The 21,158-nt window shown below is 69.7% G+C and carries 22 protein-coding genes; 11 read left to right on the forward strand and 11 right to left on the reverse strand.

Going from position 1 to position 21,158, the window contains the following annotated elements:
• Positions 1-104: 104 nt before the first annotated feature.
• Together ABT294_RS13005 and ABT294_RS13010 are read right to left on the reverse strand one after the other, a co-directional pair.
• Positions 105-383: a GNAT family N-acetyltransferase gene (locus ABT294_RS13005; protein WP_350805600.1), complete on the reverse strand. Its 279-nt coding sequence runs from the start codon at positions 381-383 to the stop codon at positions 105-107.
• Positions 384-588: 205 nt separating this feature from the next.
• The gene (locus ABT294_RS13010; protein WP_350805602.1) at positions 589-834 is read right to left on the reverse strand and encodes a DUF2630 family protein; all 246 of its coding nucleotides are present in this window, start codon (positions 832-834) and stop codon (positions 589-591) included.
• A gap of 38 nt (positions 835-872) precedes the next feature.
• On the opposite strand from ABT294_RS13010, the gene ddaH reads away from it, so the two are divergent.
• Positions 873-1,616 (forward strand): dimethylargininase, encoded by a 744-nt coding sequence (ddaH, locus tag ABT294_RS13015; protein WP_350805603.1) that lies wholly within the window; start codon positions 873-875, stop codon positions 1,614-1,616.
• Positions 1,617-1,777: 161 nt separating this feature from the next.
• The gene (gene leuA, locus ABT294_RS13020; protein WP_350805604.1) at positions 1,778-3,484 is read left to right on the forward strand and encodes a 2-isopropylmalate synthase; all 1,707 of its coding nucleotides are present in this window, start codon (positions 1,778-1,780) and stop codon (positions 3,482-3,484) included.
• A 140-nt stretch (positions 3,485-3,624) separates the two neighbouring features.
• Here leuA and ABT294_RS13025 read toward each other — a convergent pair whose 3' ends face one another.
• From ABT294_RS13025 to ABT294_RS13045, 5 genes are all read right to left on the reverse strand, one after another.
• Complete coding sequence (locus ABT294_RS13025) at positions 3,625-4,188, reverse strand: hypothetical protein (RefSeq protein WP_350805605.1); 564 nt, start codon at positions 4,186-4,188, stop codon at positions 3,625-3,627.
• A 23-nt stretch (positions 4,189-4,211) separates the two neighbouring features.
• The gene (locus ABT294_RS13030) at positions 4,212-6,410 is read right to left on the reverse strand and encodes a hypothetical protein (protein WP_350805606.1); all 2,199 of its coding nucleotides are present in this window, start codon (positions 6,408-6,410) and stop codon (positions 4,212-4,214) included.
• Positions 6,407-6,649 carry a hypothetical protein gene (locus tag ABT294_RS13035; RefSeq protein WP_350805607.1) on the reverse strand — a complete coding sequence of 81 codons (243 nt, stop codon included), beginning with the start codon at positions 6,647-6,649 and terminating at the stop codon, positions 6,407-6,409. Before ABT294_RS13035 ends, ABT294_RS13030 begins: the two co-directional genes overlap by 4 nt.
• A 686-nt stretch (positions 6,650-7,335) precedes the next feature.
• Positions 7,336-7,548 (reverse strand): DUF397 domain-containing protein, encoded by a 213-nt coding sequence (locus ABT294_RS13040; protein WP_350805608.1) that lies wholly within the window; start codon positions 7,546-7,548, stop codon positions 7,336-7,338.
• Positions 7,536-8,360 carry a helix-turn-helix domain-containing protein gene (locus tag ABT294_RS13045; protein WP_350805609.1) on the reverse strand — a complete coding sequence of 275 codons (825 nt, stop codon included), beginning with the start codon at positions 8,358-8,360 and terminating at the stop codon, positions 7,536-7,538. The genes ABT294_RS13040 and ABT294_RS13045 overlap by 13 nt, the downstream gene beginning before the upstream one ends.
• A gap of 145 nt (positions 8,361-8,505) precedes the next feature.
• Here ABT294_RS13045 and ABT294_RS13050 point away from each other — a divergent pair, with 145 nt between their 5' ends.
• Positions 8,506-8,982, forward strand: a complete 477-nt coding sequence (locus ABT294_RS13050) for an ATP-binding protein (RefSeq protein WP_350805610.1) — start codon at positions 8,506-8,508, stop codon at positions 8,980-8,982.
• A gap of 423 nt (positions 8,983-9,405) precedes the next feature.
• On the opposite strand, the gene ABT294_RS13055 is transcribed toward ABT294_RS13050, so the two are convergent.
• Positions 9,406-10,125 (reverse strand): TetR/AcrR family transcriptional regulator, encoded by a 720-nt coding sequence (locus ABT294_RS13055; protein WP_350805611.1) that lies wholly within the window; start codon positions 10,123-10,125, stop codon positions 9,406-9,408.
• A 111-nt stretch (positions 10,126-10,236) separates the two neighbouring features.
• Here ABT294_RS13055 and ABT294_RS13060 point away from each other — a divergent pair, with 111 nt between their 5' ends.
• From ABT294_RS13060 to ABT294_RS13070, 3 genes are read left to right on the forward strand one after another with little or no spacing between them, the layout of a single operon-like run.
• On the forward strand, positions 10,237-10,590 hold the full coding sequence (locus ABT294_RS13060; protein ID WP_350805612.1) for a YrdB family protein: 354 nt from the start codon (positions 10,237-10,239) through the stop codon (positions 10,588-10,590).
• Positions 10,591-10,592: 2 nt separating this feature from the next.
• Positions 10,593-11,504 (forward strand): NAD-dependent epimerase/dehydratase family protein, encoded by a 912-nt coding sequence (locus ABT294_RS13065; RefSeq protein ID WP_350805613.1) that lies wholly within the window; start codon positions 10,593-10,595, stop codon positions 11,502-11,504.
• On the forward strand, positions 11,501-12,388 hold the full coding sequence (locus ABT294_RS13070) for a Gfo/Idh/MocA family protein (RefSeq protein ID WP_350805614.1): 888 nt from the start codon (positions 11,501-11,503) through the stop codon (positions 12,386-12,388). Before ABT294_RS13065 ends, ABT294_RS13070 begins: the two co-directional genes overlap by 4 nt.
• Here the strand turns inward: ABT294_RS13070 and ABT294_RS13075 are convergent.
• Entirely contained in the window at positions 12,372-13,193 is an 822-nt protein-coding gene (locus ABT294_RS13075; RefSeq protein WP_350805616.1) for a trypsin-like serine peptidase, read from the reverse strand. The genes ABT294_RS13070 and ABT294_RS13075 overlap by 17 nt on opposite strands.
• Before the next feature lie 363 nt (positions 13,194-13,556).
• Between ABT294_RS13075 and ABT294_RS13080 the strand changes: the two genes are divergently transcribed.
• Complete coding sequence (locus ABT294_RS13080) at positions 13,557-15,101, forward strand: FAD-dependent monooxygenase (RefSeq protein ID WP_350805617.1); 1,545 nt, start codon at positions 13,557-13,559, stop codon at positions 15,099-15,101.
• Here ABT294_RS13080 and ABT294_RS13085 read toward each other — a convergent pair.
• Together ABT294_RS13085 and ABT294_RS13090 are read right to left on the reverse strand one after the other, a co-directional pair.
• The gene (locus tag ABT294_RS13085) at positions 15,071-15,241 is read right to left on the reverse strand and encodes a hypothetical protein (protein WP_350805619.1); all 171 of its coding nucleotides are present in this window, start codon (positions 15,239-15,241) and stop codon (positions 15,071-15,073) included. The two genes, ABT294_RS13080 and ABT294_RS13085, sit on opposite strands and share 31 nt — an antisense overlap.
• 12 nt (positions 15,242-15,253) lie before the next feature.
• Positions 15,254-16,531 carry a Glu/Leu/Phe/Val family dehydrogenase gene (locus ABT294_RS13090; RefSeq protein ID WP_350805620.1) on the reverse strand — a complete coding sequence of 426 codons (1,278 nt, stop codon included), beginning with the start codon at positions 16,529-16,531 and terminating at the stop codon, positions 15,254-15,256.
• A 244-nt stretch (positions 16,532-16,775) separates the two neighbouring features.
• Between ABT294_RS13090 and ABT294_RS13095 the strand changes: the two genes are divergently transcribed.
• Genes ABT294_RS13095 through ABT294_RS13110 form a run of 4 tightly spaced genes read left to right on the forward strand, consistent with a single transcriptional unit; the run spans position 16,776 to position 21,050 of the window.
• Positions 16,776-18,347, forward strand: coding sequence for an alkaline phosphatase D family protein (locus tag ABT294_RS13095; protein ID WP_350805621.1), 1,572 nt, complete (start codon positions 16,776-16,778; stop codon positions 18,345-18,347).
• Positions 18,348-18,369: 22 nt separating this feature from the next.
• On the forward strand, positions 18,370-19,086 hold the full coding sequence (locus ABT294_RS13100; protein WP_350805624.1) for a class I SAM-dependent methyltransferase: 717 nt from the start codon (positions 18,370-18,372) through the stop codon (positions 19,084-19,086).
• Between the two features lie 43 nt (positions 19,087-19,129).
• Positions 19,130-19,741 carry an RNA polymerase sigma factor gene (locus ABT294_RS13105; RefSeq protein ID WP_350805625.1) on the forward strand — a complete coding sequence of 204 codons (612 nt, stop codon included), beginning with the start codon at positions 19,130-19,132 and terminating at the stop codon, positions 19,739-19,741.
• Complete coding sequence (locus ABT294_RS13110; protein WP_350805628.1) at positions 19,734-21,050, forward strand: CU044_5270 family protein; 1,317 nt, start codon at positions 19,734-19,736, stop codon at positions 21,048-21,050. Before ABT294_RS13105 ends, ABT294_RS13110 begins: the two co-directional genes overlap by 8 nt.
• Positions 21,051-21,158: the final 108 nt, after the last annotated feature.

Consider the following 21,158-nt stretch of genomic DNA (forward strand, 5'->3'; position numbering starts at 1 on the left):
AGAGGAGTTGGCTTATATCTAACGTCCGCTTAACATCACGGCAACGTGGGCCTGATTGGCCGACCGCTACGGTGCTTCCGGCTGGCACACCTGCATCGCGGCCGTCACCGACGCGGCCCGACCGGCAGGCGCCACTCGTTCCACTCGTCCAGCACGCGGAAGCCCAGCGCCTCGTTGATCGCCAGCATGTGGGCGTTGGACGTGGTGTTCCAGGTGATGATCCGGCCGATCCCCGGCTCCCGCTCGCGCAGCCGGAGCAGATTCGCCGGCTTGAGCAGCAGGCCGCGGTGCTCGGGCCGCACCACGAGGGGGAACAGCCGGCCCAGATGGGTGTTCTCGCTCTGGGGGAACGCCAGAACCACCTCGCCGTTCTCGGAGGCCACCCACGCCTCCGAGCGGCGGCCGGGCCGCCCGTCCGCACCAGCCAGGCGAAGGCGCGGGTGGATACGAGCGGGCCGAAGTCGTCGCCGGAGGCGGCCAGGTAGCTCGCGTGCAGGCCGGTGAGCAGGTCGCCCGGCTGGTCGAAGTCGATGCGCTGGATCTGCATGGGGCCGGCGAAGCGCATCGCCTCGCCCGTGGGTGAACGCTTTACTGCTGGTAGCCCTCGACCTCGCTGGCCGGGCGGGCGTGGGCGCCTTCGGGGTCCTCGCCCGCGTCGCGGCGGGCGCGGCGCTGGCGCAGCAGGTCCCAGCACTGGTCCAGAGCTGTCTCCAGTTCCTTGACCCGCTGGTGCTCCTCGTCGGTGGTGACCTCGCCCGAGGTGAGTCTGCGGCGCAGCTCGTGCTCTTCGGCCACCAGATCGCCGATCTTGTTCAGAATCTCGTTGTCCCGCATGCCGAAGAGAATAGTGATTGCGTGATAGAAAACGCCCTATGTCAGGTATCGCGCTGGTAAGGAAGCCGGGTCCGCGGATCGCCGCGGGGATCGTCACCAACATCCGGCGCGAACGGGTCGACGCGACGTTGGCGGCCCATCAGCACGACGCCTACGTGGCCGCACTGGAGGCGAACGGGTGGCGTCCCGTCCACGTCGAGGCCGCCGACGAGCTGCCCGACGCGCCGTTCGTGGAGGACACGGTCGTGGTCTGCGCCGGGCTGGCCGTCCTGGCCAGGCCGGGGGTGCCCGAGCGGCGTCCCGAGGTGGACTCCGTGGCGGCGCTCGTGCGGCGGCTGGGCGTCAGGTCGGTGCGCGTCACGGCGCCCGGCACCCTGGACGGCGGGGACGTCCTGCAGATCGGCGGCACCATCTACGTCGGCAGGTCGGCCCGCACCAACGATGAGGGGATCGGCCAGCTCGCCGCCCTGCTGCCTGAGCGGCGGGTCGTGCCCGTGGACCTGCGCGGCGTGCTGCACCTGAAGTCGGCGGTCACCGCGCTGCCCGACGGCACGCTCATCGGCGATCCCGCCCGCGTGGACCTGCCCGGCCTGCTGGAGCCGGTCGAGGAGGCGGGCGCGCACGTGGTACTCCTGGGGGGCGAGCGGATCCTGATGGCCGCCTCCGCCCCACAAACCGCCGCGATGCTCCAGAAGCGCGGATTTATCGTGACGACGGTGGATATTTCGGAATTTGAGAAGCTGGAGGGCTGTGTCACCTGCCTGTCGGTTCTCATCATCTGAGATCCAGGACGGTGCACGGCGAGACGTCTGGTAGCGTTCAAAACATGCTGCGTGGCCTCCTTCTTAGCCGCCGCGGCGGGGGCCACTGAGGCCGGCTCCCTCGCCGCGGAGCTAGCCATGCGCGTCGGCCGTTTCCGCCCGACCGACGAGGAGCCACAGACATGACCGCCCAGCAGCCCAGTCCGATGCCCTTTCAGCGGTACCAGCCCTTCGAACCGGTACGCCTGACCGACCGCACCTGGCCTGATCAGGTCATCACGAAGGCGCCGCGATGGTGCGCGGTAGACCTGCGCGACGGCAACCAGGCGCTGATCGACCCGATGGACTCCCACCGCAAGCTCAAGATGTTCGAGCTGCTGGTGCGGATGGGGTTCAAGGAGATCGAGGTGGGCTTCCCCGCCGCCAGCCAGACCGACTTCGACTTCATCCGTCAGATCATCGACGAGGGCCGCGTCCCCGACGACGTCGCCATCCAGGTGCTGACCCAGGCCAGGCCCGAGCTGATCGAGCGCACCTTCGAGTCGATCAGGGGCGCCAGGCAGGCCATCGTCCACCTGTACAACTCGACCTCAACGCTGCAACGCCGCGTGGTGTTCGGCCAGGACCGCGACGGCATCACGGCCATCGCCGTCGAGGGCGCCAAGCTGGTCAAGAAGCTCGCCGAGGCCAGCGACGTCGACGTCCGCTTCCAGTACTCGCCCGAGTCGTTCACCGGCACCGAGCTCGACTACGCCGTCGAGGTGTGCGACGCGGTCAACGAGGTGTGGCAGCCCACCCCCGACCGCAAGGTGATCATCAACCTGCCCGCCACGGTCGAGATGGCCACCCCGAACGTGTACGCCGACCAGATCGAGTGGATGCACCGCAACCTGAAGCACCGCGACTCGATCATCCTGTCGCTCCACCCGCACAACGACCGCGGCAGCGCCGTGGCCGCCGCCGAACTGGGCTACATGGCCGGGGCCGACCGCATCGAGGGCTGCCTGTTCGGCAACGGCGAGCGCACCGGCAACGTCTGCCTGGTCACCCTCGGCATGAACCTGTTCTCCCAGGGCGTCGACCCCGAGATCGACTTCAGCGACATCGACGAGATCCGCCGCGTCACCGAATACTGCAACCAGCTGCCCGTGCACCCGCGCCACCCGTGGGGCGGCGAGCTGGTCTACACCGCCTTCTCCGGCTCCCACCAGGACGCCATCAAGAAGGGCTTCGAACACCTCGAGGCCGACGCGGCGGCGGCCGGAGTGCCCGTCGACGAGTTCACCTGGGGAGTGCCGTACCTGCCGATCGACCCCAAGGACATCGGCCGCAGCTACGAGGCCGTGATCCGGGTCAACAGCCAGTCCGGCAAGGGCGGCGTCGCCTACATCATGAAGGCCGACCACCAGCTCGACCTGCCGCGCCGCCTGCAGATCGAGTTCTCCAAGGTCGTCCAGGCCCGCACCGACGCCGAGGGCGGCGAGATCAGCCCGGCGCAGATGTACGCCATCTTCCAGGACGAGTACCTGCCGAACCCGGCCAACCGCTGGGGCCGGCTCGGCCTCATGGCGCACCGCCACGAGTCGACGGTCGACGACAAGGACCGCATCGGCGCCGACGTCCGGCTCGACGGCGAGATCCGCGAGGTCGAGGGCGTCGGCAACGGGCCGATCTCGGCGTTCATCGACGCGATCGCGGGGCTCGGCATCAAGGTTCGGGTGCTCGACTACGTGGAGCACGCGATGAGCGCGGGCAGCGACGCCAAGGCCGCGTCCTACCTGGAGTGCGAGGTCAACGGGCAGGTCCTGTGGGGCGTGGGCGTCGACGCCAACACCACCACGGCCTCGCTCAAGGCCATCATCTCCGCGGTGAACCGCGCCTCCCGCTGACCATAACGGCTCCGCACCCGGGCCCTGCACCGACCTGCCGGGCCCGGTACCCGGCACACGCCCACAAGGCCACGTACCAGTCACTCGACCGTGCCTCCGCGATCAGGGGAGGCACGGTCGCGTCGTCTCATGGCGGGGTGCTACTTGCCCGGAGTGCAGCCGTACAGCTCGCCGTAGCGTTTCTGGGCGATGCGCATGAGCTCGATCATGTCTTTGATCGCGTCCCTGCCCTTGGCGACTTGGGCAAGGTAGATGTCGATCATTCGGTCTTTGCTGCCGCAGCGGAACTTCGCGCTCACGCGGTACGGCTGGTCGGCGAACGGCGTGTTCGGGAGGTATGCGGCCAGGCCGTCGCCGAGGTCGGTGGGGAGCGTAACTCCGTCGTGCCTGCTGTAAACCTGGCGTCTGTCGTCCATAACGAAGTCCAGATGCTCCTGACTCGTCCCGTCTCCTACCCGCAGCCAGTCCACTTCCAGAGGGTGAGGAGGCGTGTCAGGGGCCCTGCACTCGCCGCTGCTCTCGTTGCCAGTGGTCTTCTCGACGAGAGACCCGGTTGCACCGCTCACCAGACGAAGCGCCTGCTCAGGGACGAGTCTGCAAATGTAAGGCGCGGAATCCGCGATCGGTTGGCGAGGCGGAGTGGAGACGGGGGCGGCGTCGTCATTCGCGGTGCAGGCTGCGGCAAGAATCACCAGAGCGGTCATGGCGACAGAGACACCGTGGAGCCTCACTTGCCACCTCCGGGGATCTGGAGATCCAGGTAGTCGTCCACCTCGCTGGTCCTGCGGAAGGTGCTGTTGAAACGATCGATCAGATCACTGCTTGCTCCCTTGCGGCGAACCCACTCAAGGAACTGGCTGTACTCCTGAGGGCTCATCTCGGCGAAGGGCTTGATCGCAGGCGGGCTTCCGGTCGTGAAGATCTGATCCCGTATGTTCACGTCTTCGAGCAGGCCCTTGTTCAGCATGGCCGTGGCGATCATCTGTTCTCCCAGCCTCTCCACCGCCAGCCGGTTGTCTGCCAGCGTCCGGTGCGTTTCGTCCAAGCCAGGCCCGTTTTCGGACATCTGCTGGGCGACCTGACTGGCGATCTCGTCGTACGCGGCTCCAGTGAGCTTGTCGTACTGCGCGCTGATCAGTTTGCCGAACGCTCCGGTGGCCAGGTCGCCCACCTGTCGGGCTCCTGGGACCGGGAGCAGCCCTATCGCGTTGCCCACCATGGTCTTCAGCGCCTCGTCCGCTTTCTTGTCGTCCAGCCCCTGGGCGATTAGCACCTGGCGGCGGATCTCGACGATGTGGCTGAAGGGGCGCGCCTCCGCCACGGTCCGGTCCGTCAGGAACTGCTTGATGTCGGCCGTGTCGACTCGTCCATCCTGGTCGAAGTCGTACGCCTTCACGTCGGACTTGGTGAAACCGAGGCGTTCGGCGTTGGAGGCGTTGAGACCTACTGGAGGGACGGTGGCGAGGGCGGCTCGCATGTGTTCGGTCTGTGCCCCCACCAGAGCCTCGAACGCGGCGTCGTCGGAGGTGGCCAGCGCCAGCGCGTAGGACATGTCCTCGGCCGTGACCTTGTCGAAGGTCGCATGGTTCAGGAGGAGCCGGGAGAGCTCGTCGACGTTGGCGGCGATCGCGCGGCCCAGGGGGTAGCTCAGGGAGGCGAAACGATCGAACGTGTCTCTGTCCTTGATCTCCAGGTTGCCGCTGTCGGCTTTGCCGAAGGCGCCGCGCACCTCGTCGGCGATGATCTTCGTCATCTCGGCGGCCAGTTTCCGGGAGGTCTCGTCCCGGCCGGTCGTGGCGGTCACCAGCATGTCGTTGAAGGGCGCGTAGTCGTCCAGGTAGCGGGAAGCGCCCCACCGGGTCGTCAGCAGATAGTCCAGCACGGACTCCTTCCACCCGGCCGGAGTGTGGTCCAGCAGCGCGTGGGACGCCTCCCGGCTGGACTTCGCCGCGTGGAACAGGTCGTCCACCACCGATGATCCGGCCTTCGCGCGTGGTCTGCCCGCTTGCGTTTCCGGCCTCAGCGCGGTGCCGATGCCGAGCGCGCCGGCCAGGTCGAAGATGGGGATCTGAGCTCCCGCGAAGGTACGGCCCAGCAGGTCCTGGCTCGCCGCCCATGCGTCCTTTCGTTGCTCGTGCTCGTAGCCGATCACGTCGCGTCCGACGACCTCCATGAACTCCTTCGAGAACGGCGTCTTCCCGTCGTGGGCAGGCCAGATGAGCGCCTGGGCCTGGTAACCCGAGTACTTCGTGTCGCCGGCCTTGTGCTCGGCCCGGCCCTCCTTCACCAGGTCCTTGAGGAAGCCGGCGCCCATGTACGCGGGATTCTTCGGATCGGTCCCGTTGGCCAGAGCCGTGCTCAGCATGCGCAGAGCCGCCTTGCCTTGGAGCGAGAGTTGGGCCACGCGATCGGAGTCGCCGTGGTTCATGGCGTCGCGCAACCGGGCGGCGAGCGAGCCGGGGAGCCGCGTCACGCCTCCGGCGCCCAGGGTGCCCAGGAACGCCTTGACGAACTCCGCGTCTCCGGTCCGGGACGCGTACTTCTCCAGCTCCGCCAGTGCCTTGGCGTCTCCGTCCGTGGCGTTCAGCGCGGCGCGACCCGCCAGCGTCCCGTCCAGCAGCCCCTTGGCGGCCTCCAGGCCGTCAGGCATCTCCAGGAAGCTTCCGGCGGGCGTGCTCCTCCCGAAGGTGACCTTCTGCCGCTGCAACTCGTGGACCAGTTTCTGCCGCCGCCGCAGGTCCTCGGCCTGTGTGGTGATCCGTCCGGCCAGCTGCCGCAGCCGCGCGGCCGGGGACGGGTCGAGCCCGGCGCTCTGCAGCTCGGTGTGCAAAGTCTGGGCCAGCTCCTCCAGCCGCCTGGCGGCCTCGGTGTGTTTGCTGGCCATCGTGTCGAATTCGGCCTGCTTGACGCCGGTGAACTCCGTCATGGCGTGCCCTGAAGCGACGCCAGCTTCTGGTTCGCGCTGTGCACGGCCTGCGTGAGCATGTCCCGCAGCTCCCGCTGGTCGGCGTGGACCTGGGCGTCGAATCGGGCGCCTGTCGGCCCCACCCACGCGTCGTTCTCCATCAGACGGCAGGACGGATCGAGCGCCCACCAGTGCTCGTCCGACAGCCGCTGGATCCGCTCCGCCACGGCCCGCATCGCCACGTGATCGAGGTCAGCCAAGATGATCCCCTTGTACGGCTCGCTGCACCAGAACAGATCAGGAGGCGGCGTCCCCCACGTCTTTCACACGCTAATCAACATCGCATCCACAAAACAAGGTTGAACGCTGTGAAAGGCATAGCGCGTCCGAGCTTTGTTCGGGAATGGGTTGTTTTACCTGAATAGAGCCGCGCGGAGTCAACGTTACGGTCTAGTAGAGATGTGATCTTCGGCCAGTCTTGTCCAGGGGCGAAATTGACTGTGACCTGTGCGTCTCTTCCCGAAGGAGAATGAAACCCGGCGGAAGCTCGTTGAACATCAACTGAAACAGTCGGGACGGGATCGGGGCGAGCTGGTCGACGAGTACGTCATCACGGACGGAAAGATCCTGGCCGCCGGAGGCGGACCGAGGCGGGGAGCGTGACTACGGGCTCGGATACCGCCCGGCGTGCCCATCGCGGTGGGGGAGGTCCAGCGGGCCGCCTGTCACTGCCGACGACGGTATCGAGCAGGCCAAACGGTACGCCAAGAAGCTGAAGGTGCCCTTTGCCTGTACGACAGCAGGAGATCGACGGGCTAACGGAAGGCGCTGTTCGAGCAGTTGAGCGAGGATTTCTTCGATCTGGTCGTTGTCGACGAGTGCCATCCGGGAGCGCGTGGGAATGCGCACCGCATGAGTTAACTGTCTTGCCTGGCGAACATGTTGATTAGTCGAACTCGCCGTCCTTCACGCCGCCGATGAAGGCGTCCCATTCGCCGGGGGTGAAGATCAGCGTTGGCCCGGTGGGATTCTTGCTGTCGCGGACGCCTCGGCGTCTTCCAGACAGCTCAGCGACTTCGACGCAGTTGCCCCCGTTGCTACCCGAGTGGGAAGACTTGATCCACGTTGCTGCCCGTAGCTCCAGGGTCAGCTCGTCCATCGCTGCATCGTCTCCTTGATCAAAGCCATCGATTCGCGCTGGGAGAGTGCTTCGGAGCGAATCCCCTCATATCTGAATGCTAGGGTTTTGACACTTTCTGTCCAGTCGGTTACGTGGGCGTTGGACGCCGCTTCGACGTATGCCGTGTCAGGGGTTCCGTGTGCTTGGGTGATGGCGAAGCCCCCGAGAAGGCCGGTGGTGGAGTAGGCGCTGAGGGGGAGAACCTGGATGGTGATCCGGGGTGCTTGGCCGACTTCGAGAAGGTAAGCGAGCTGTGCCGCCATCACTGCGGAATTGCCGATCGGGCGATGGAGAACTCCCTCGTCGAGGACCACCCAGAGCATGGGGGGTTTAGGGCGCCGGAGGATTGACTGGCGCTCCATGCGTGCGGTCACATGTCTCTCGATCTCGTCCGGTGTCACACCGGGCTCGCCGCTCAGTATGGCTCTGGCGTAGTCCTCGGTCTGGAGCAGGCCGGGCACCACCAGCGGTTCCCAGGTTCGGATCGCCTCCGCCGTGGCCTCAACGTCGAGCCAGGGCCGGAACCACGGAGGAGCCGATGCGTGGCTGACCATCGGCCAGAGTCGCATCAGCGCCCCTTCCGCCTCCAGCGCCTCGTCGCAGTGGCGGGCGAACTCCTCCGTCGGCGACCGCCTGGCCGTCTCGATCATGCTGATCGTGCCGACGGAGTAGGACACCGCTTTCGACAGACGGATCTGGGACCAGCCTCGCGCCTTGCGGTGTCGCCGTAGCTCGAAGCCGAAGAGTGCGGTCGGCGAGTCAGCGGGGCAAAGCTCGCTTTCCTTCGGCATCTGACCTCCTGGGGGACCGCCGTTTCAACGAAGCTTTCAGCGAAACGGTTGATGGCGTATCGAAGTCAATCGACTACTAAATGTAGTCAAAGCTTGGGAGGGTTGGAAGACCGATCGCGGCCGACTTCTTCGAGTGGGTGAAGCCATGAAAGCAGCGAGCGCGGAGCCGAGGGTCATCGGTTCGATGCATCTGGCGGGCATTCGCGAGTCCGTCTCGCACGCACGCTCCGAAGTGCGCAGATGGCTCGGAGACGATCACCCTGCTGTCGATGACGCGGTGCTGGCGGCGTCCGAGCTGCTGACGAACGCGCTCCGGCACTCCGACGCCAGGCCGTACGACCTCATCGGCCTCACCGTCACCGCGACGGAGGAGCTGGTCTACGTGGCGGTGCGCGACGCCGGCTCCGCGTTTTCCGGCCCCCACGTCCGGCGGGAGCCGGAGGCGGAGGACGGCCGCGGGCTGTTGATCGTCAGTGAGATCTCGCAGGACTGGGGAGCCCGAGAGCACGGCCATGGGCTTGGCCGTACCGTCTGGTGCGCCATCCAGGTCGTCCCGTCTTGGCTTGACCCGTCCGCTGCCGAACCGGTCTCGGGGTCGGCCGGTGGGCGTGGTCCTGGCTGAACGCGCAGCCGACCAGGGTCAGGCGGTGCCGCCTTCTCGTGGAGGGGAGCCGCCGTCAGGACGTCCGGCCGGGATCTTCCCCCGTAGCGCCAGGCCGGGTACGGCCCCCGATGAGCGCGCCCATCCCACCCACCTCATCGGGGGCCATCTCTTCCAGGCGGACCTCGCGCAGCAGGTCGTACCGGCTCGGTGGATCGGGCTGGGGCCGCCGGTTCCTGCGTGCGGTGGTGCAGGCTGTCCGGGCGGACCTTGCGTGGCAGGTCGTACCGGCTCGGTGGGCCGGGCTGGGGCCGCGAGTTCCAGCGCGCGGTGGTGCAGGCTGTCCGGGCGGTGAAGGGGGGCGGTCGGGCCCTGCTTCGGGCAGCGGTGCCGACGAGCCGATGTCCGACGCGTTCATCGTCGACGAGGTCGGCGTGCCGCCGTTCACGCGCGGTCGGCGCGAGTGAAGCCCACCAGTTCGCCCGTGAGGCGCATCGAGTGCTCGAAGGCCGTGCGCCGATCCTCGATCGTGTCGTTGAACTGGCCGAACAGCTCGAAGCTGACCCAGCCGTACAGGGCGGTCCAGGTGGTCAAGGCGCGGAAGATCACGTCGTCGGGCATGTCGGGGACGTCCGGCATGACCGCGCGGATGTTGGCCGCGTCGGGGGCCAGCGAGGGCGGGGGAGTGGTGGCCTCGCCGGGCGGGGTGATCGCGCCCGCCCGCCAGGCTTCGGAGACGATCCTGCCGAACACCGTGACGTCGCGGACCCTGGCGGCGATCGTGTCCTGTGGCGCCTGGTAGCCGGGCACCGGCGAGCCGTGGAGCAGGGCGTACTCGTGCGGGTGGGCCAGCGCCCAGTCGCGGACGGCGTGGCAGGCCGTCAGCCAGCGTCCCAGGAAGTCGCCGGGCGGCGAGGCGGCGTCGGCCTGCTCGACCGCCTCGCCGAGGGCGTTGTAGCCGTCGATGATCAGCGTGGTCAGCAGGTCGTCGCGGCTCGGGAAGTAGCGGTAGACCGCCGAGGAGGCCATGCCCATCTCCCTGGCCACGGCGCGCAGTGACAGGCCGCCCGCGCCCTCGGTGGCGAGCTGGCGGCGGGCGAGGTCGGCGATTTCCCTGGTGAGTTCGGCCCTGACTCGTTCTCTCGCGGTTCGGCTTGCGGTCATGTCCTCTACGCTATCAGAGCAGTGAGAAGAATCGAGAGCACTGCTCTTGATGATTGCTGCTCTTTTGAGAGAGCATTGCTCTCGTAAGAGAACGGCAGTCACGGAGGCGGCATGCTCACCATCGCGAAAGGGGCCAACGCGGCTCTGATGTTCTTCCTGGAGCTTGGCGTGCTCGCCTCGGTGGCCTATTGGGGGTTCACCGTCAGCCCGAACTGGGCGGTCAAACTGCTCGCCGGGCTGGGCGGCCCCGCGCTGTTCGTCGCTGCCTGGGCGCTGTTCGGCGCTGGAGGCGGCGCCAACGCCACCTTCCCGCTCACCGGGCTCGCCCGCGCGGCCCTGGAAATAGTCTGGTTCGGCGGCGGGGCGCTGGCCCTCTACGCGGCCGGCGCGGCCGCCCCGGCGGCCGTCTTCGCCGCCGCCTTCGTTCTCAACGCCATCCTTCGCATCGTGTGGAAGCAGGTCTGAATATGTCCGAGCACGTCGTCGTCGGGTCCGGGCAGGTCGGCGCGCATCTGGCCCGCAAGCTCCTGGAGCGGGGCCACGAGGTCACGGTGGTGACCCGGTCCGGCAGCGGCCCCGCCGGAGCCCGCAAGGTGGCCGCCGACGTCGCCGACAAGGCGAAGCTGACCGAGATCACCAGGGGGGCCGACGTCCTCTACAACTGCGTCAACCCGAAGTATCACCGCTGGCTCACCGACTGGCCGCCGATGGCCGAGTCGTTCCTGGCCGCCGCCGAGGCGACCGGCGCGGTGCTGGTCATCCTCGGCAACCTCTACCCGTACGGACCCGTCGCCGGCCCGATGACTGAGGACCTGCCGCTCGCCTCCGACACCCCCAAGGCGCGGGTGCGGGCCAGGATCTGGGAGGACGCGCTGGCCGCGCACCGCGCCGGCCGCATCAGGACGACCGAGGTGCGCGGCTCCGACTACTTCGGCCCCGGCGCCACCGACCAGTCCTACCTCGGCGACCGTTTCCTCGTCCCGCTCAGGGCGGGCAGGACGATCAGGCTGCCCTGGCCCGCCGACGTCCCGCACAGCTGGACGTACCTGCCGGACGTCGCCGACGCGATGATCGTCGCGGGCGGCGACGAGCGAGCCTGGGGACGCCCCTGGCACGTGCCCACCGCCGAGCCGCTGACCTTCCGCCAGGTCGGCGAGCGGATGGCGGTCATCCTGGGCAGCCCCGCCCCCAGGCTGGCGCAGCTCCCGTGGCCGCTGGTCAGGGTGGCCGGCCTGGTCTCGCCCATGATCGGCGAACTGCCGCACATCCGCTACCAGTTCACCGCGCCCTACGTCCTCGACTCCTCGGCCTTCCAGGACACGTTCGGTGTCGCACCCACCCCGATCGACCAGGCGCTGAAGGTTACGCTCGACGGATGAGAACAGCCATGATCGGCCTGGGCGACATCGCGGAGAAGGCCTACCTTCCCGTACTGGCCGCCCAGCCCGGCCTCGACCTGCACCTGTGCACCCGCAACACCAAGGTCCTGGACCGGCTCGGCGACACCTACCGGATCGCCGCCCGGTCCACGTCCGTCGACGAGGTGATCAAGGCGGGGGTCGACGCGGCGTTCGTGCACGCCGCCACCGGCGCGCATCCCGAACTGGTCGAGCCGCTGCTCGAGGCCGGGGTGCACGTCTACGTCGACAAGCCGATCGCCGACAACCTCGCCGACTCCGAACGCCTGGCGCGGCTCGCCAAGGCCCGCGACAGGTCGCTCATGGTCGGCTTCAACCGCCGATACGCCCCCGGCTACGCCGACCTGGCGGCTCTGCCCCGCCATCTCATCCTGATGGAGAAGAACCGCCAGAACTATCCCGACGCGCCCCGGCGGGCGGTCTTCGACGACTTCATCCACGTGGTCGACACGCTGCGCTTCCTCGTCCCCGGCGACGTCACCGACACCAGGATCAGGACCCGCACCAGGGGCGGCATGCTGGAGCACATCGTGCTGGAACTGTCGGGCGACGGCTTCACCGCCATCGGCGTGATGAACCGGGTCAGCGGAGCCGCCGAGGAGACCTGCGAGGTGATGGGCGGCGGCGTCAAGCGCCGCGTGGTCAACCTCGGCGACGTGATCGACTACGCGGGCGGCGAGACGCTCGCCAGGCGGCCCGACTGGGTGCCGGTGTCCAGGCAGCGCGGCATCGAGCAGGTATGTCGGCAGTTCCTCGCCGCGGTCCGCGCCGGCCGGCGGATCGACGCCGACGACGCCCTGCTCACCCACGCCATCTGCGAGGACATCGTCATGCGGGCGTCCTGAGCCGCATCCACCGGTCGGCCCTGGCCAGCATGCCCCTGAACGCCCGGCCGCCCAGGCGCGAGATCACGGTGAAGCCGTTCCGGTCGCGCAGCGGGCTGGACGACGACACCACGCCCGCCACCGCCCCGCTGTACAGGGCAGGACCGCCGCTGCCCCCGGCGGGGGAGTGGCAGTTCCGCGTGACCAGCACGCCCGGCCCCCTGTCGGTCGCCTCGGCCGCGTCGCCCAGGCAGTGGTACATCCGCGTGCCTGGGTACCGCCTGCCCGCCGGGTAGCTCAGCAGCTCCAGGCCGCGCAGCGAGGTGCCGCGACGGGTGGGCAGCACGGGCAGGCCCGTGCCTGTCACGTCCTCCAGTCGCCTTCCGCGCCGCCCCACGGCGACCACGGCCACGTCGTAGGGCAGCGCCGCCGCGTACTGCCGGCCCAGCCAGCGGTGCGGCACCCACGTCCGCAGGGCGGGCCAGACGCCCAGGGGCGGATAGCCCCTGTCGAAGCCGGGCAGGAAGGCGACCTCCTTGAGCCTGCGGCCCTCGTGGTACAGACAGTGCGCGGCCGTCAGTACCAGGCTGCGGCTGGGCGAGTCGATCACCGATCCCCCGCACAGCACGTGCGTGCCGGTCACGCTGTCGCGGCCGAGCAGCGCCCCGGTCAGCCGCCGCGCCCCGGTGTACGGCCTGGGGACGAGGGCGTAGCCCAGACGGTCGCCGCCGGGCGTCAGCACCTTGTTCACCGGTACGTTGCGCAGGGACGCCTCGGAGACGCCGGTCGGGGCGAGTAGGACGAGTGACAGCGCCAACCTGAGCACCTCTCCACTCTAGAACGAAGTTGATCACGCCTCTGACCTGCGACACTGCCTTTGCCGAAGATCCACGGAAAGCTTCGGCCGCCGGTGCGCGACGAATGCGGCACATCCGGTAAAGACCGCCAACAAGAGGACAGATCGGAGCGTGCGACGAACTCGCCTCCGCGGCGGCGACGCGCGCCCGCGCTCAAGGGGCGCCGGTAGCTGCTACGCGCAGGGGCACCCCCGGGGCGTGAACAGTCCCGGTCGTACGATGAACGGGACGCTGGCAGGGGGCTCGTCACCCGACAGCGGAACGTCCACATCGCAGTGAATCGTCGTCTCCTCCCAGGCGATCACGCCGCAAGGCGCCATAGGGAGACGCTGATGGCACTCTTCGACACTGACGTCCTGATCGTCGGAGCCGGCCCCACGGGCCTGCTGCTCGCGGGCGACCTCGCCGCGAGAGGCGTCGCCTGCATGCTCGTGGAGCGGGAACCGCGCGGCTCGAAGCTCTCCCGGGCCTTCGTCGTGCACGCCAGGACGCTGGAACAGCTCGACGCCCGGGGCGTCGCCGACGAGCTGATCGAGACAGGCACGACCTTCAAGACGATGCGGCTGTTCGACAACCTGGAACTCGACATGTCCCGTCTGCGGTCGCGGTTCCCGTTCCTGCTGTGCACCCCGCAGGACAACACCGAACGCGTGCTGGAGAACCGCACCACCAGGCTCGGCGTGGAGGTTCTGCGCGGCGCCGAGGTCGTCAGTCTCCACCAGGACGCCGACGGGGTGGACGTGAACATGCGCATCGACGGCACCGTGCACACCCGGCGGGCGAAGTTCGTGGTGGGCGCCGACGGCGTGCGCAGCGTCGTACGAGACGCGCTCGGCGTTCCGTTCCTCGGGCGTTCCGCGGTGGACTCGGTCATGCTGGCCGACGTCCGGCTGGCCCAGACTCCACCCGATGAACTGGCCCTCCTCACCGGCGCGGAGGGCTTCTGCTTCATCGCCCCCTTCGGAGACGGGCGGTACCGGATCATCGCCTGGGATCGGCGACGGCCGCTTCCCAGCAGCGCGCCGGTCAGCCTCCAGGAGGTGAGCGACATCACCCGCCGCGTCATGGGCAGCGACTTCGGCATGCACGACGTGCGCTGGCTGACGAGGTTCCACAGTGACGAGCGGCAGGTGCCCGGCTACCGCGTCGGACGGGTGTTCCTGGCCGGCGACGCCGCGCACGCGCACTCCCCGGTAGGCGGACAAGGGATGAACACCGGCCTGCAGGACGCGGCCAACCTCGGCTGGAAGCTCGCCGCGGCGGTGCAGGGCTGGGCGCCGGACGGCCTGCTCGACACCTACCACGCCGAACGGCATCCGGTGGGCCGCATGGTCGTGCGGCTCAGCGGCCGCCTGCTCACCACCGCCCTGGCCCCTACCTGGCGTGACAGGCTCACCCGCGCGACGCTCCGGATCATCATGCACCGGTTCTCGCCGGTCGCCCGCCGGCTGCGGGAGGCCATATCCGGCCTCGCGATCTCCTACGCGGCACCGCGCGGATCGCACCCGCTGGCCGGCCGGCGGGTGCCGGACGTCCGCCTGACGGGCGAGCCTGCGCGGCTCTACGAGGCGCTGCGCGCCGGGCGCTTCGTGCTCCTTGCCCCTGCCGACGAGCCGGCGCTGACGGTGAGCCCGCCGCCGGCGCAGGTGATGCACGCCACGCCGCGAAGCACCCGCCTGCCCGTCATGCTGGTCCGCCCGGACGGATACATCGCCTGGGCGAGCGCCGCCAAGGACCCTGCCGCCCGCGCTTCCGGCCTGCGCGCCGCCCTGGCCGCGTGGTGCGGCTCGCCGCCGGAGCCGGCCGAGGCCCGGGTGGCCGCGGGACGACCGGCGAAACCTGCCGATCATCGGCGACGGGGCCACGGCAGCCAGTAGGTGTCGTGGCGGATGAAGAACGCCGCCTTCTCCTCCTCGCCCTTGCCCTCGAAACAGCCTTCGCGGGGAGCGCCGGGGGCGAAGTGGAGCAGCCGACGTCCGCCCGGACGAGCCCGGTGGGCCGGGAATGCCCGGCCCACCGGTTCAGGGTGTCACGGGTACAGGCCGCGCATCTGGTGGGCCTCGGCCACCCGTCCGACGCCGATGGCGTGGGCCGCCTGCCGCAGCGTGAGGCCGCGGCCGGCCGCCAGCGCCCGCACCTCTGCGTAGGCGCCTTCCATCAGGTCGCGCAGCTTCAGCTCGACCTCGCTCGCGCTCCACGAGTAGGCCTGCATGTTCTGCACCCACTCCAGGTAGGAGACGATCACGCCGCCCGCGTTGGCCAGGATGTCGGGCACCACCGTGGTGCCGTTGGCGGTGAGGATCTCGTCCGCGCCGGGTGTGGTGGGCCCGTTGGCGCCCTCCACGATGAGGCGGGCCCGCACGCGCGGGGCGTTCTCCGCGGTGATGACGCCTTCCAGCGCCGCGGGCACCAGGACGTCCACGTCCAGCTCGAACAGCTCCTCGTGGGTGAGGGCGTCGGCGTGGCGGTAGCCCCGCACGCCGCCCGACTCGGCGACCCAGGCGCGCACTCCGGCGACGTCCAGCCCGCCGGCGGCGTGCACCGCGCCGGTGACGTCGGAGACGGCGACGACCTTGCAGCCCGCGTCGGCGAGGTACTGCGCCGCGAGCGCGCCCACCTTGCCGAAGCCCTGCACGGCCACGGTCACGCCCTCGGGCGAGCGTCCGAGGGCGGCGAGGGCCGCGATCTGGACGCCGCGCGAGGTCGCGCCCGCCCGGCCGAGCGAGCCGCCCAGCGTCATCGGCTTGCCGGTGACCACGCCGGGCACCGAGTAGCCCGTGTTGACGCTGTAGGTGTCCATGATCCAGGCCATGGTCTGCTCGTCGGTGCCGACGTCGGGCGCGGGGATGTCCTTCTCCGGGCCGATCAGCGGCAGGATCTCGTTGACGTAGCGGCGGGTCAGGCGCTCCAGTTCGAGGATGGTGAGCGCGCCCGGGTCCACGGCGACGCCGCCCTTGGCGCCGCCGTACGGGATGCCGACCAGCGCGCACTTCCACGTCATCCACATCGCGAGCGCGGTGACCTCGTGGATGTCGGTGCTGGGGTGGAAGCGGATGCCGCCCTTGGCGGGGCCGCGCGAGACGTTGTGCTGGACGCGGAAGCCCTGGACGACGTCCATGCGGCCGTCCTCGCGCCGCACCGGCACCGACACGGTCAGCGAGCGGCGGGGTGTGGCGAGCATCGTGCGCAGGCCGTCGTCGAGGCCGAGGTGGTCGGCTGCCTGGGCGAGCTGGTGGAGAGCGGAGTCGAGAGCCTGGCGGCCAGGTGTGATCAGGGCCGGCGTCGTTGACGGCACCATGACGGTCATGGAAGAGAGTCCTCCTGTTATGGACGCCCGGCAACCGGATGAGGCGCCGTTGCCTCACCCATTTGGGCGTTCTTGTCGTGATCAGCCTACGGCGGGGCGTTTGATGGCGCATCGGTTTTGCGTTCCCACGCCGGAGCTGATCTGCTGTCATCAGATCCAAGCTGCTGATCGCCGAGCTGTGAACGTGCCACTCTGGCACGCCGCGGATCTCGAGTGTGCCTAACTGGCGAAAACGGGGGGTGGGATGCCCGCACTGGTGGTCGGGCCGATGCTGCGCTATGTCGACGCCGACAGCGCCACGGTCTGGGTGGAGACCGGCGAGCCCTGCACGGTCACCGTGCGGGCGGCCAGCGCCGGTGACAGTACGGGCGACAGCGCCGCCTACAGCGCGCCCACGTTCACGGTGCACGGGCACCACTACGCCCTGGTCGACCTCACCGGCCTGACGGCCGACGTCGACTCCTACGCCGTGGAGCTCGACGGCGAGCGGGTCTGGCCGCTGGAAGGCCGGCCGGCGAGCCGGATCCGGCTGCTCGGTGCCGAGGGGCCGCACACGCTGGCGTTCGGCTCGTGCCGCACCAGCGTGCCGCACGACACCGCGCACGTCCTCACCCACGGCGAGGACGTGCTGCGCTCCTACGGCGAGCACCTGATGACGGCCGGCGAGGAGGAGTGGCCCGACCTGCTGCTGCTCCTCGGCGACCAGGTGTACGCCGACAACCCGTCGCCCGAGATGCTGGAGTTCATCGGCGCCCGCAGGGACGACCCGCCGCACGGCGAGATCGCCGACTTCGAGGAGTACGCCGAGCTCTACCGCCGGGCCTGGACCGACCCGGAGATCCGCTGGCTGCTGTCCACCCTCCCCACGGCGATGATCTTCGACGACCACGACCTGCGCGACGACTGGAACACCTCCCAGACCTGGCGCGAGGAGATGGCCGCGACGAGCTGGTGGCGTCGCAGGGTGATCGCCGGGCTCGGCGCGTACTGGGTCTACCAGCACCTGGGCAACCTGTCGCCGGCGGAGCGGGCGGCCGACCCGCTGCTGCGGAGTTTGCTCAAGGGGGCGGGCGGCGACGCACTCGACGCCTTCGCCGAGCGGGCCGACGCCGAGCCGGGCAGCAGCCGCTGGAGCTACGCCCGCGAGCTCGGCGGCACCCGCCTCATCATGGTCGACTCCCGGTGCGCCAGGCAGCTCACCCCCGGCGACCGGCGGATGCTCGACCCGGCGGAGTGGGCCTGGCTGGAAGAGCAGGTCTCCAGGCCCGCCGACCGGCTGGTCATCGGCTCGTCGATCCCGTTCCTGCTGCCCGAGGGCGTCCACGCGGTGCAGAACTGGAACGAGGCGCTGTGCGACGGCGCGTGGGGCGCGATCGTGCAACGGCTGTCGGAGCGGTTCAGGCAGGCGTTCGACCTGGAGCACTGGGCGGCCTTCCGCCGCTCCTTCGAGGACCTGAGCAGGCTGCTGATGCGCGTCGGCAAGCCGGTGCTGATCCTCTCCGGCGACGTGCACTACTCGTACGTGGCCAAGGCGCGGGGCGGGCCGATCTACCAGATCGTCTGCTCGCCGATCCGCAACCCGCTCAGCCCGGTGCTGCGCTGGGCCAACGTCTTCAGCCAGTTCGGCCTCGCCACGCTGGTCGGCGCCCTGCTGGCGCGGCTGGCCCGGATCCCGAGGCCGCCGTTCCGCTGGCGGGTGGTCAAGGGGCCGTGGTTCCAGAACGCGCTGGCCACGCTTACCCTGCCCAACCAGGTAACGTGGTACGAATCAACCGGCAACGCTGTCAAGCGGATCGATTCTATACAGCTGCCATGAAAACGGTTATCGTTCATAGTTTGTGAACGCAGACCAGTACTCCGTCGCCGTCCCGTTCTACGACCTGTGGCACGAGGACGGGCACGTTCCAGAGATCCGCCGGCTGCTTCCTCCCCTCCTGAGCGGCGTGCGCCGCAGCGTCATGGAGATCGGCGCCGGCACCGGCCTGATCACCGAGCTCATCGCCTGGGAGACGCCCGCCGAGATCTACGCCGTCGAGCCGTCGCTCGGCATGCGCTCGGTCCTGGTCTCCCGCCTGGCCGAACGCCCCGGCCTGCTGTCGCGGGTGACCGTCCTGCCCTGCAGCGCCCTCGACGTGGACGTCGACGAGCCCGTCGAGGCCGTCGTGATGATCTCCGTCCTGTACGGCCTGCGCCCCGAGGACCGGCAGGCGCTCTGGCCGGTGCTGGCCAGGCAGCTCGAACCCGGCGGCCTGCTGGTGTTCAACTGGCGGCCCTGGACCCCGCCCGCCCCCGGCCCGCTCGAGGTCATGGGCTCCTACCAGGTCGGCCGCCACCTCTACGAGATCCAGGGCCAGGCGCTCGCCGTCGAGGGCGAGATGGTCCGGTACCGCTTCCTCTACCAGGTCAAGCAGCACGGCGTCGTCATCAGCGAGGACGAGGTGATCAGCGAGAGCCACCGGCCCGGCAGGCGGGCCCTCGACACCGAACTGGACGCCGCCGGGTTCGTCGAGGACACGGCGCCCGACGGCCTGCTCGCCTGGCGGCGCCAGAAATAGTGGGAACCGGGGTCCCGGGTGCGGCCAAGAACAGGGTGACCGCATGAGAGAGGACCGCGACGTGGTGGGTGTTCAGGAGAAACCTGAAACGCTGGACGACTCGACGCTGATCGGGCATTCGCTCGGCGACCCTGAGATCTTCGCCGAGCTGTTCGACCGGCATGCCGACGAGATCCACAGGTACGCCGCCAGACGGCTCGGACCCGAACTGGCCGAGGACGTGACAGGAGAGGTGTTCCTCGTCGCGTTCCGGTCCAGGGGGCGTTACGACCGGTCGTGGCCCGACGCCAGGCCCTGGCTGTACGGCATCGCCACCAAGGTCGTGGCCCAGCACCGCCGGTCGGAACGGCGGCGCAACCAGGCCATGGCCAAGGTGAGCGTCGAGCGTCCAGGCACGTTCGACGAGCGCAGCGCGGACCGGGTGACGGCCGAGCAGCTCCAGCCCAGGCTGGCCCGCGCGCTGACGAGGATCAGCGCGGGCGAGCGTGACCTGCTGCTGCTCGTGGCGTGGGCGGACCTCACCTACGAGGAGGCGGCGCTCGCGCTCGGCGTGCCCGTGGGCACGGTCCGGTCCAGGCTGCACCGGCTGCGCGTGAAGGTGCGCAGGGCGCTCGGCGGCACCGACCCTTTCGCAGAGGAGCCCCAGCATGGATGACGAGATTCGGGTGTTCGCGGAGGGCCGTCCGGCCGCTCCGAGGTTCGAGGAGGACGCGCGGGCCCGGGCCCGCGACCGGCTGGTGCGGGAGACGCGCGGCGGGCGGCGCTTTCGCCTCCCGCGGCTGGGCTGGCAGGCGGCGGCCGCATTCGGGGTGACCGTCACCCTGGTCGGGGGCGTGGCCGTGACGCTGTCAGCGCAGGGGACGGGCGCCGGCGGGCCCGGCACATCGGTGTCGGCCGCCGTCACGCCGGGCGAGCTGGACCCGAAGCCGGGCCAGTTCATCCTGGTCGAGTCCGACACCATGTGGACGTCGGAGTCCATGTCCGAGAAGGGCAGCACGCACTACCTGTACCGGACGCACAGGAAGATCTGGCAGTCGGTCGACGCGAGCGCCAACGGGCTGCTGCTGATCGAGGGCAGGGAGCCGAAGCCGTGGCCGGGCGAGCAGCTCCCCGAGGAGGCGAAGGACTGGCAGGGGGCGTCCTGGTCGCAGCTCGCGTCGTGCCCCGGCCGGATGGGCGACAACCGGCGCGACTACGCCTACCTGAGCACGCTGCCCACCGACCCGGCCGCGCTGCGCGAGCGCCTCTACCGGGACCTGCCGAAGGCCACACCGACGGCCACAGCGACCGACGCAGCGACGGACACGGCGACGGCCACAGCGAACGACACGGCGAAGGGGGAGGACGCCGACGCGCGAGCGTTCAGCGGCGTGAGCGACCTGCTCAGGGAGACCTATCTGCCCCGTCCGCAGCGTGAGGCGCTGTTCGAGACGATCAAGGCGATCCCGGGCGTGCAGGTGGCCGAAGGGGTCGAGGACTCGGCCGGACGCAAGGGCGTGGCGCTCGGCCACGTCTCGCCGTGGGGGACGCTCGAACAGCTCATCTTCACGCCCGACACGCACATGCTGCTGGGCGAGCGGTCCACGGTCGTGGACGAGAAGCTGGCCAAGGCGCCCAAGGGCAGCGTGCTCGCACTGACCGCGCAGCTGAACGTCGAGGTCGTGGACCAGCTGCCGGACGCGCCTGACGCGAGCGAGGACGGCAGCTGCTCGATGTCGACGTCCGAGCCCGCGCTGGCGACGCCGACGGCGGAGATGACGGCGGAGATGACGGCGACGGCGGAGCCGGTGCCCACCGAGTCGGCTCCCACCAAGTCGGTGCCCACCGAGTCGGTGCCCACTGTTTCGGCGCCCACTCGGACGATCACGCCGACCCCCGCCCTCCCTGACCCGGACGAGAAGGCGACGACCTCGAAACCGATCGAGTCCCCGGCAGGCAGGCCGGAACCGACGCGCTCCCGGTAACCCACGGGCAGCACGGCAGCACGGCAGCACGGCGGCACGGCGCGCGCCCGCTCGGCGCGCGAGCGCTCGGCCCCGCGGCGCGCTCGGCGCGCGCCCATCGAGCCCCGC

Origin of the sequence: Nonomuraea sp. NPDC000554 (assembly GCF_040300065.1) — a bacterium.
GTDB lineage: Bacteria > Actinomycetota > Actinomycetes > Streptosporangiales > Streptosporangiaceae > Nonomuraea.

Coding starts and splice junctions, on each gene's coding strand:
- ABT294_RS13010 (WP_350805602.1), bottom strand. CDS start 834: ATGCGGGACAACGAGATTCTGAACAAGATCGGCGATCTGGTGGCCGAA.
- ddaH (WP_350805603.1), top strand. CDS start 873: ATGTCAGGTATCGCGCTGGTAAGGAAGCCGGGTCCGCGGATCGCCGCG.
- leuA (WP_350805604.1), top strand. CDS start 1,778: ATGACCGCCCAGCAGCCCAGTCCGATGCCCTTTCAGCGGTACCAGCCC.
- ABT294_RS13025 (WP_350805605.1), bottom strand. CDS start 4,188: ATGACCGCTCTGGTGATTCTTGCCGCAGCCTGCACCGCGAATGACGAC.
- ABT294_RS13030 (WP_350805606.1), bottom strand. CDS start 6,410: ATGACGGAGTTCACCGGCGTCAAGCAGGCCGAATTCGACACGATGGCC.
- ABT294_RS13040 (WP_350805608.1), bottom strand. CDS start 7,548: ATGGACGAGCTGACCCTGGAGCTACGGGCAGCAACGTGGATCAAGTCT.
- ABT294_RS13045 (WP_350805609.1), bottom strand. CDS start 8,360: ATGCCGAAGGAAAGCGAGCTTTGCCCCGCTGACTCGCCGACCGCACTC.
- ABT294_RS13050 (WP_350805610.1), top strand. CDS start 8,506: ATGAAAGCAGCGAGCGCGGAGCCGAGGGTCATCGGTTCGATGCATCTG.
- ABT294_RS13055 (WP_350805611.1), bottom strand. CDS start 10,125: ATGACCGCAAGCCGAACCGCGAGAGAACGAGTCAGGGCCGAACTCACC.
- ABT294_RS13060 (WP_350805612.1), top strand. CDS start 10,237: ATGCTCACCATCGCGAAAGGGGCCAACGCGGCTCTGATGTTCTTCCTG.
- ABT294_RS13065 (WP_350805613.1), top strand. CDS start 10,593: ATGTCCGAGCACGTCGTCGTCGGGTCCGGGCAGGTCGGCGCGCATCTG.
- ABT294_RS13070 (WP_350805614.1), top strand. CDS start 11,501: ATGAGAACAGCCATGATCGGCCTGGGCGACATCGCGGAGAAGGCCTAC.
- ABT294_RS13080 (WP_350805617.1), top strand. CDS start 13,557: ATGGCACTCTTCGACACTGACGTCCTGATCGTCGGAGCCGGCCCCACG.
- ABT294_RS13090 (WP_350805620.1), bottom strand. CDS start 16,531: ATGACCGTCATGGTGCCGTCAACGACGCCGGCCCTGATCACACCTGGC.
- ABT294_RS13095 (WP_350805621.1), top strand. CDS start 16,776: ATGCCCGCACTGGTGGTCGGGCCGATGCTGCGCTATGTCGACGCCGAC.
- ABT294_RS13105 (WP_350805625.1), top strand. CDS start 19,130: ATGAGAGAGGACCGCGACGTGGTGGGTGTTCAGGAGAAACCTGAAACG.
- ABT294_RS13110 (WP_350805628.1), top strand. CDS start 19,734: ATGGATGACGAGATTCGGGTGTTCGCGGAGGGCCGTCCGGCCGCTCCG.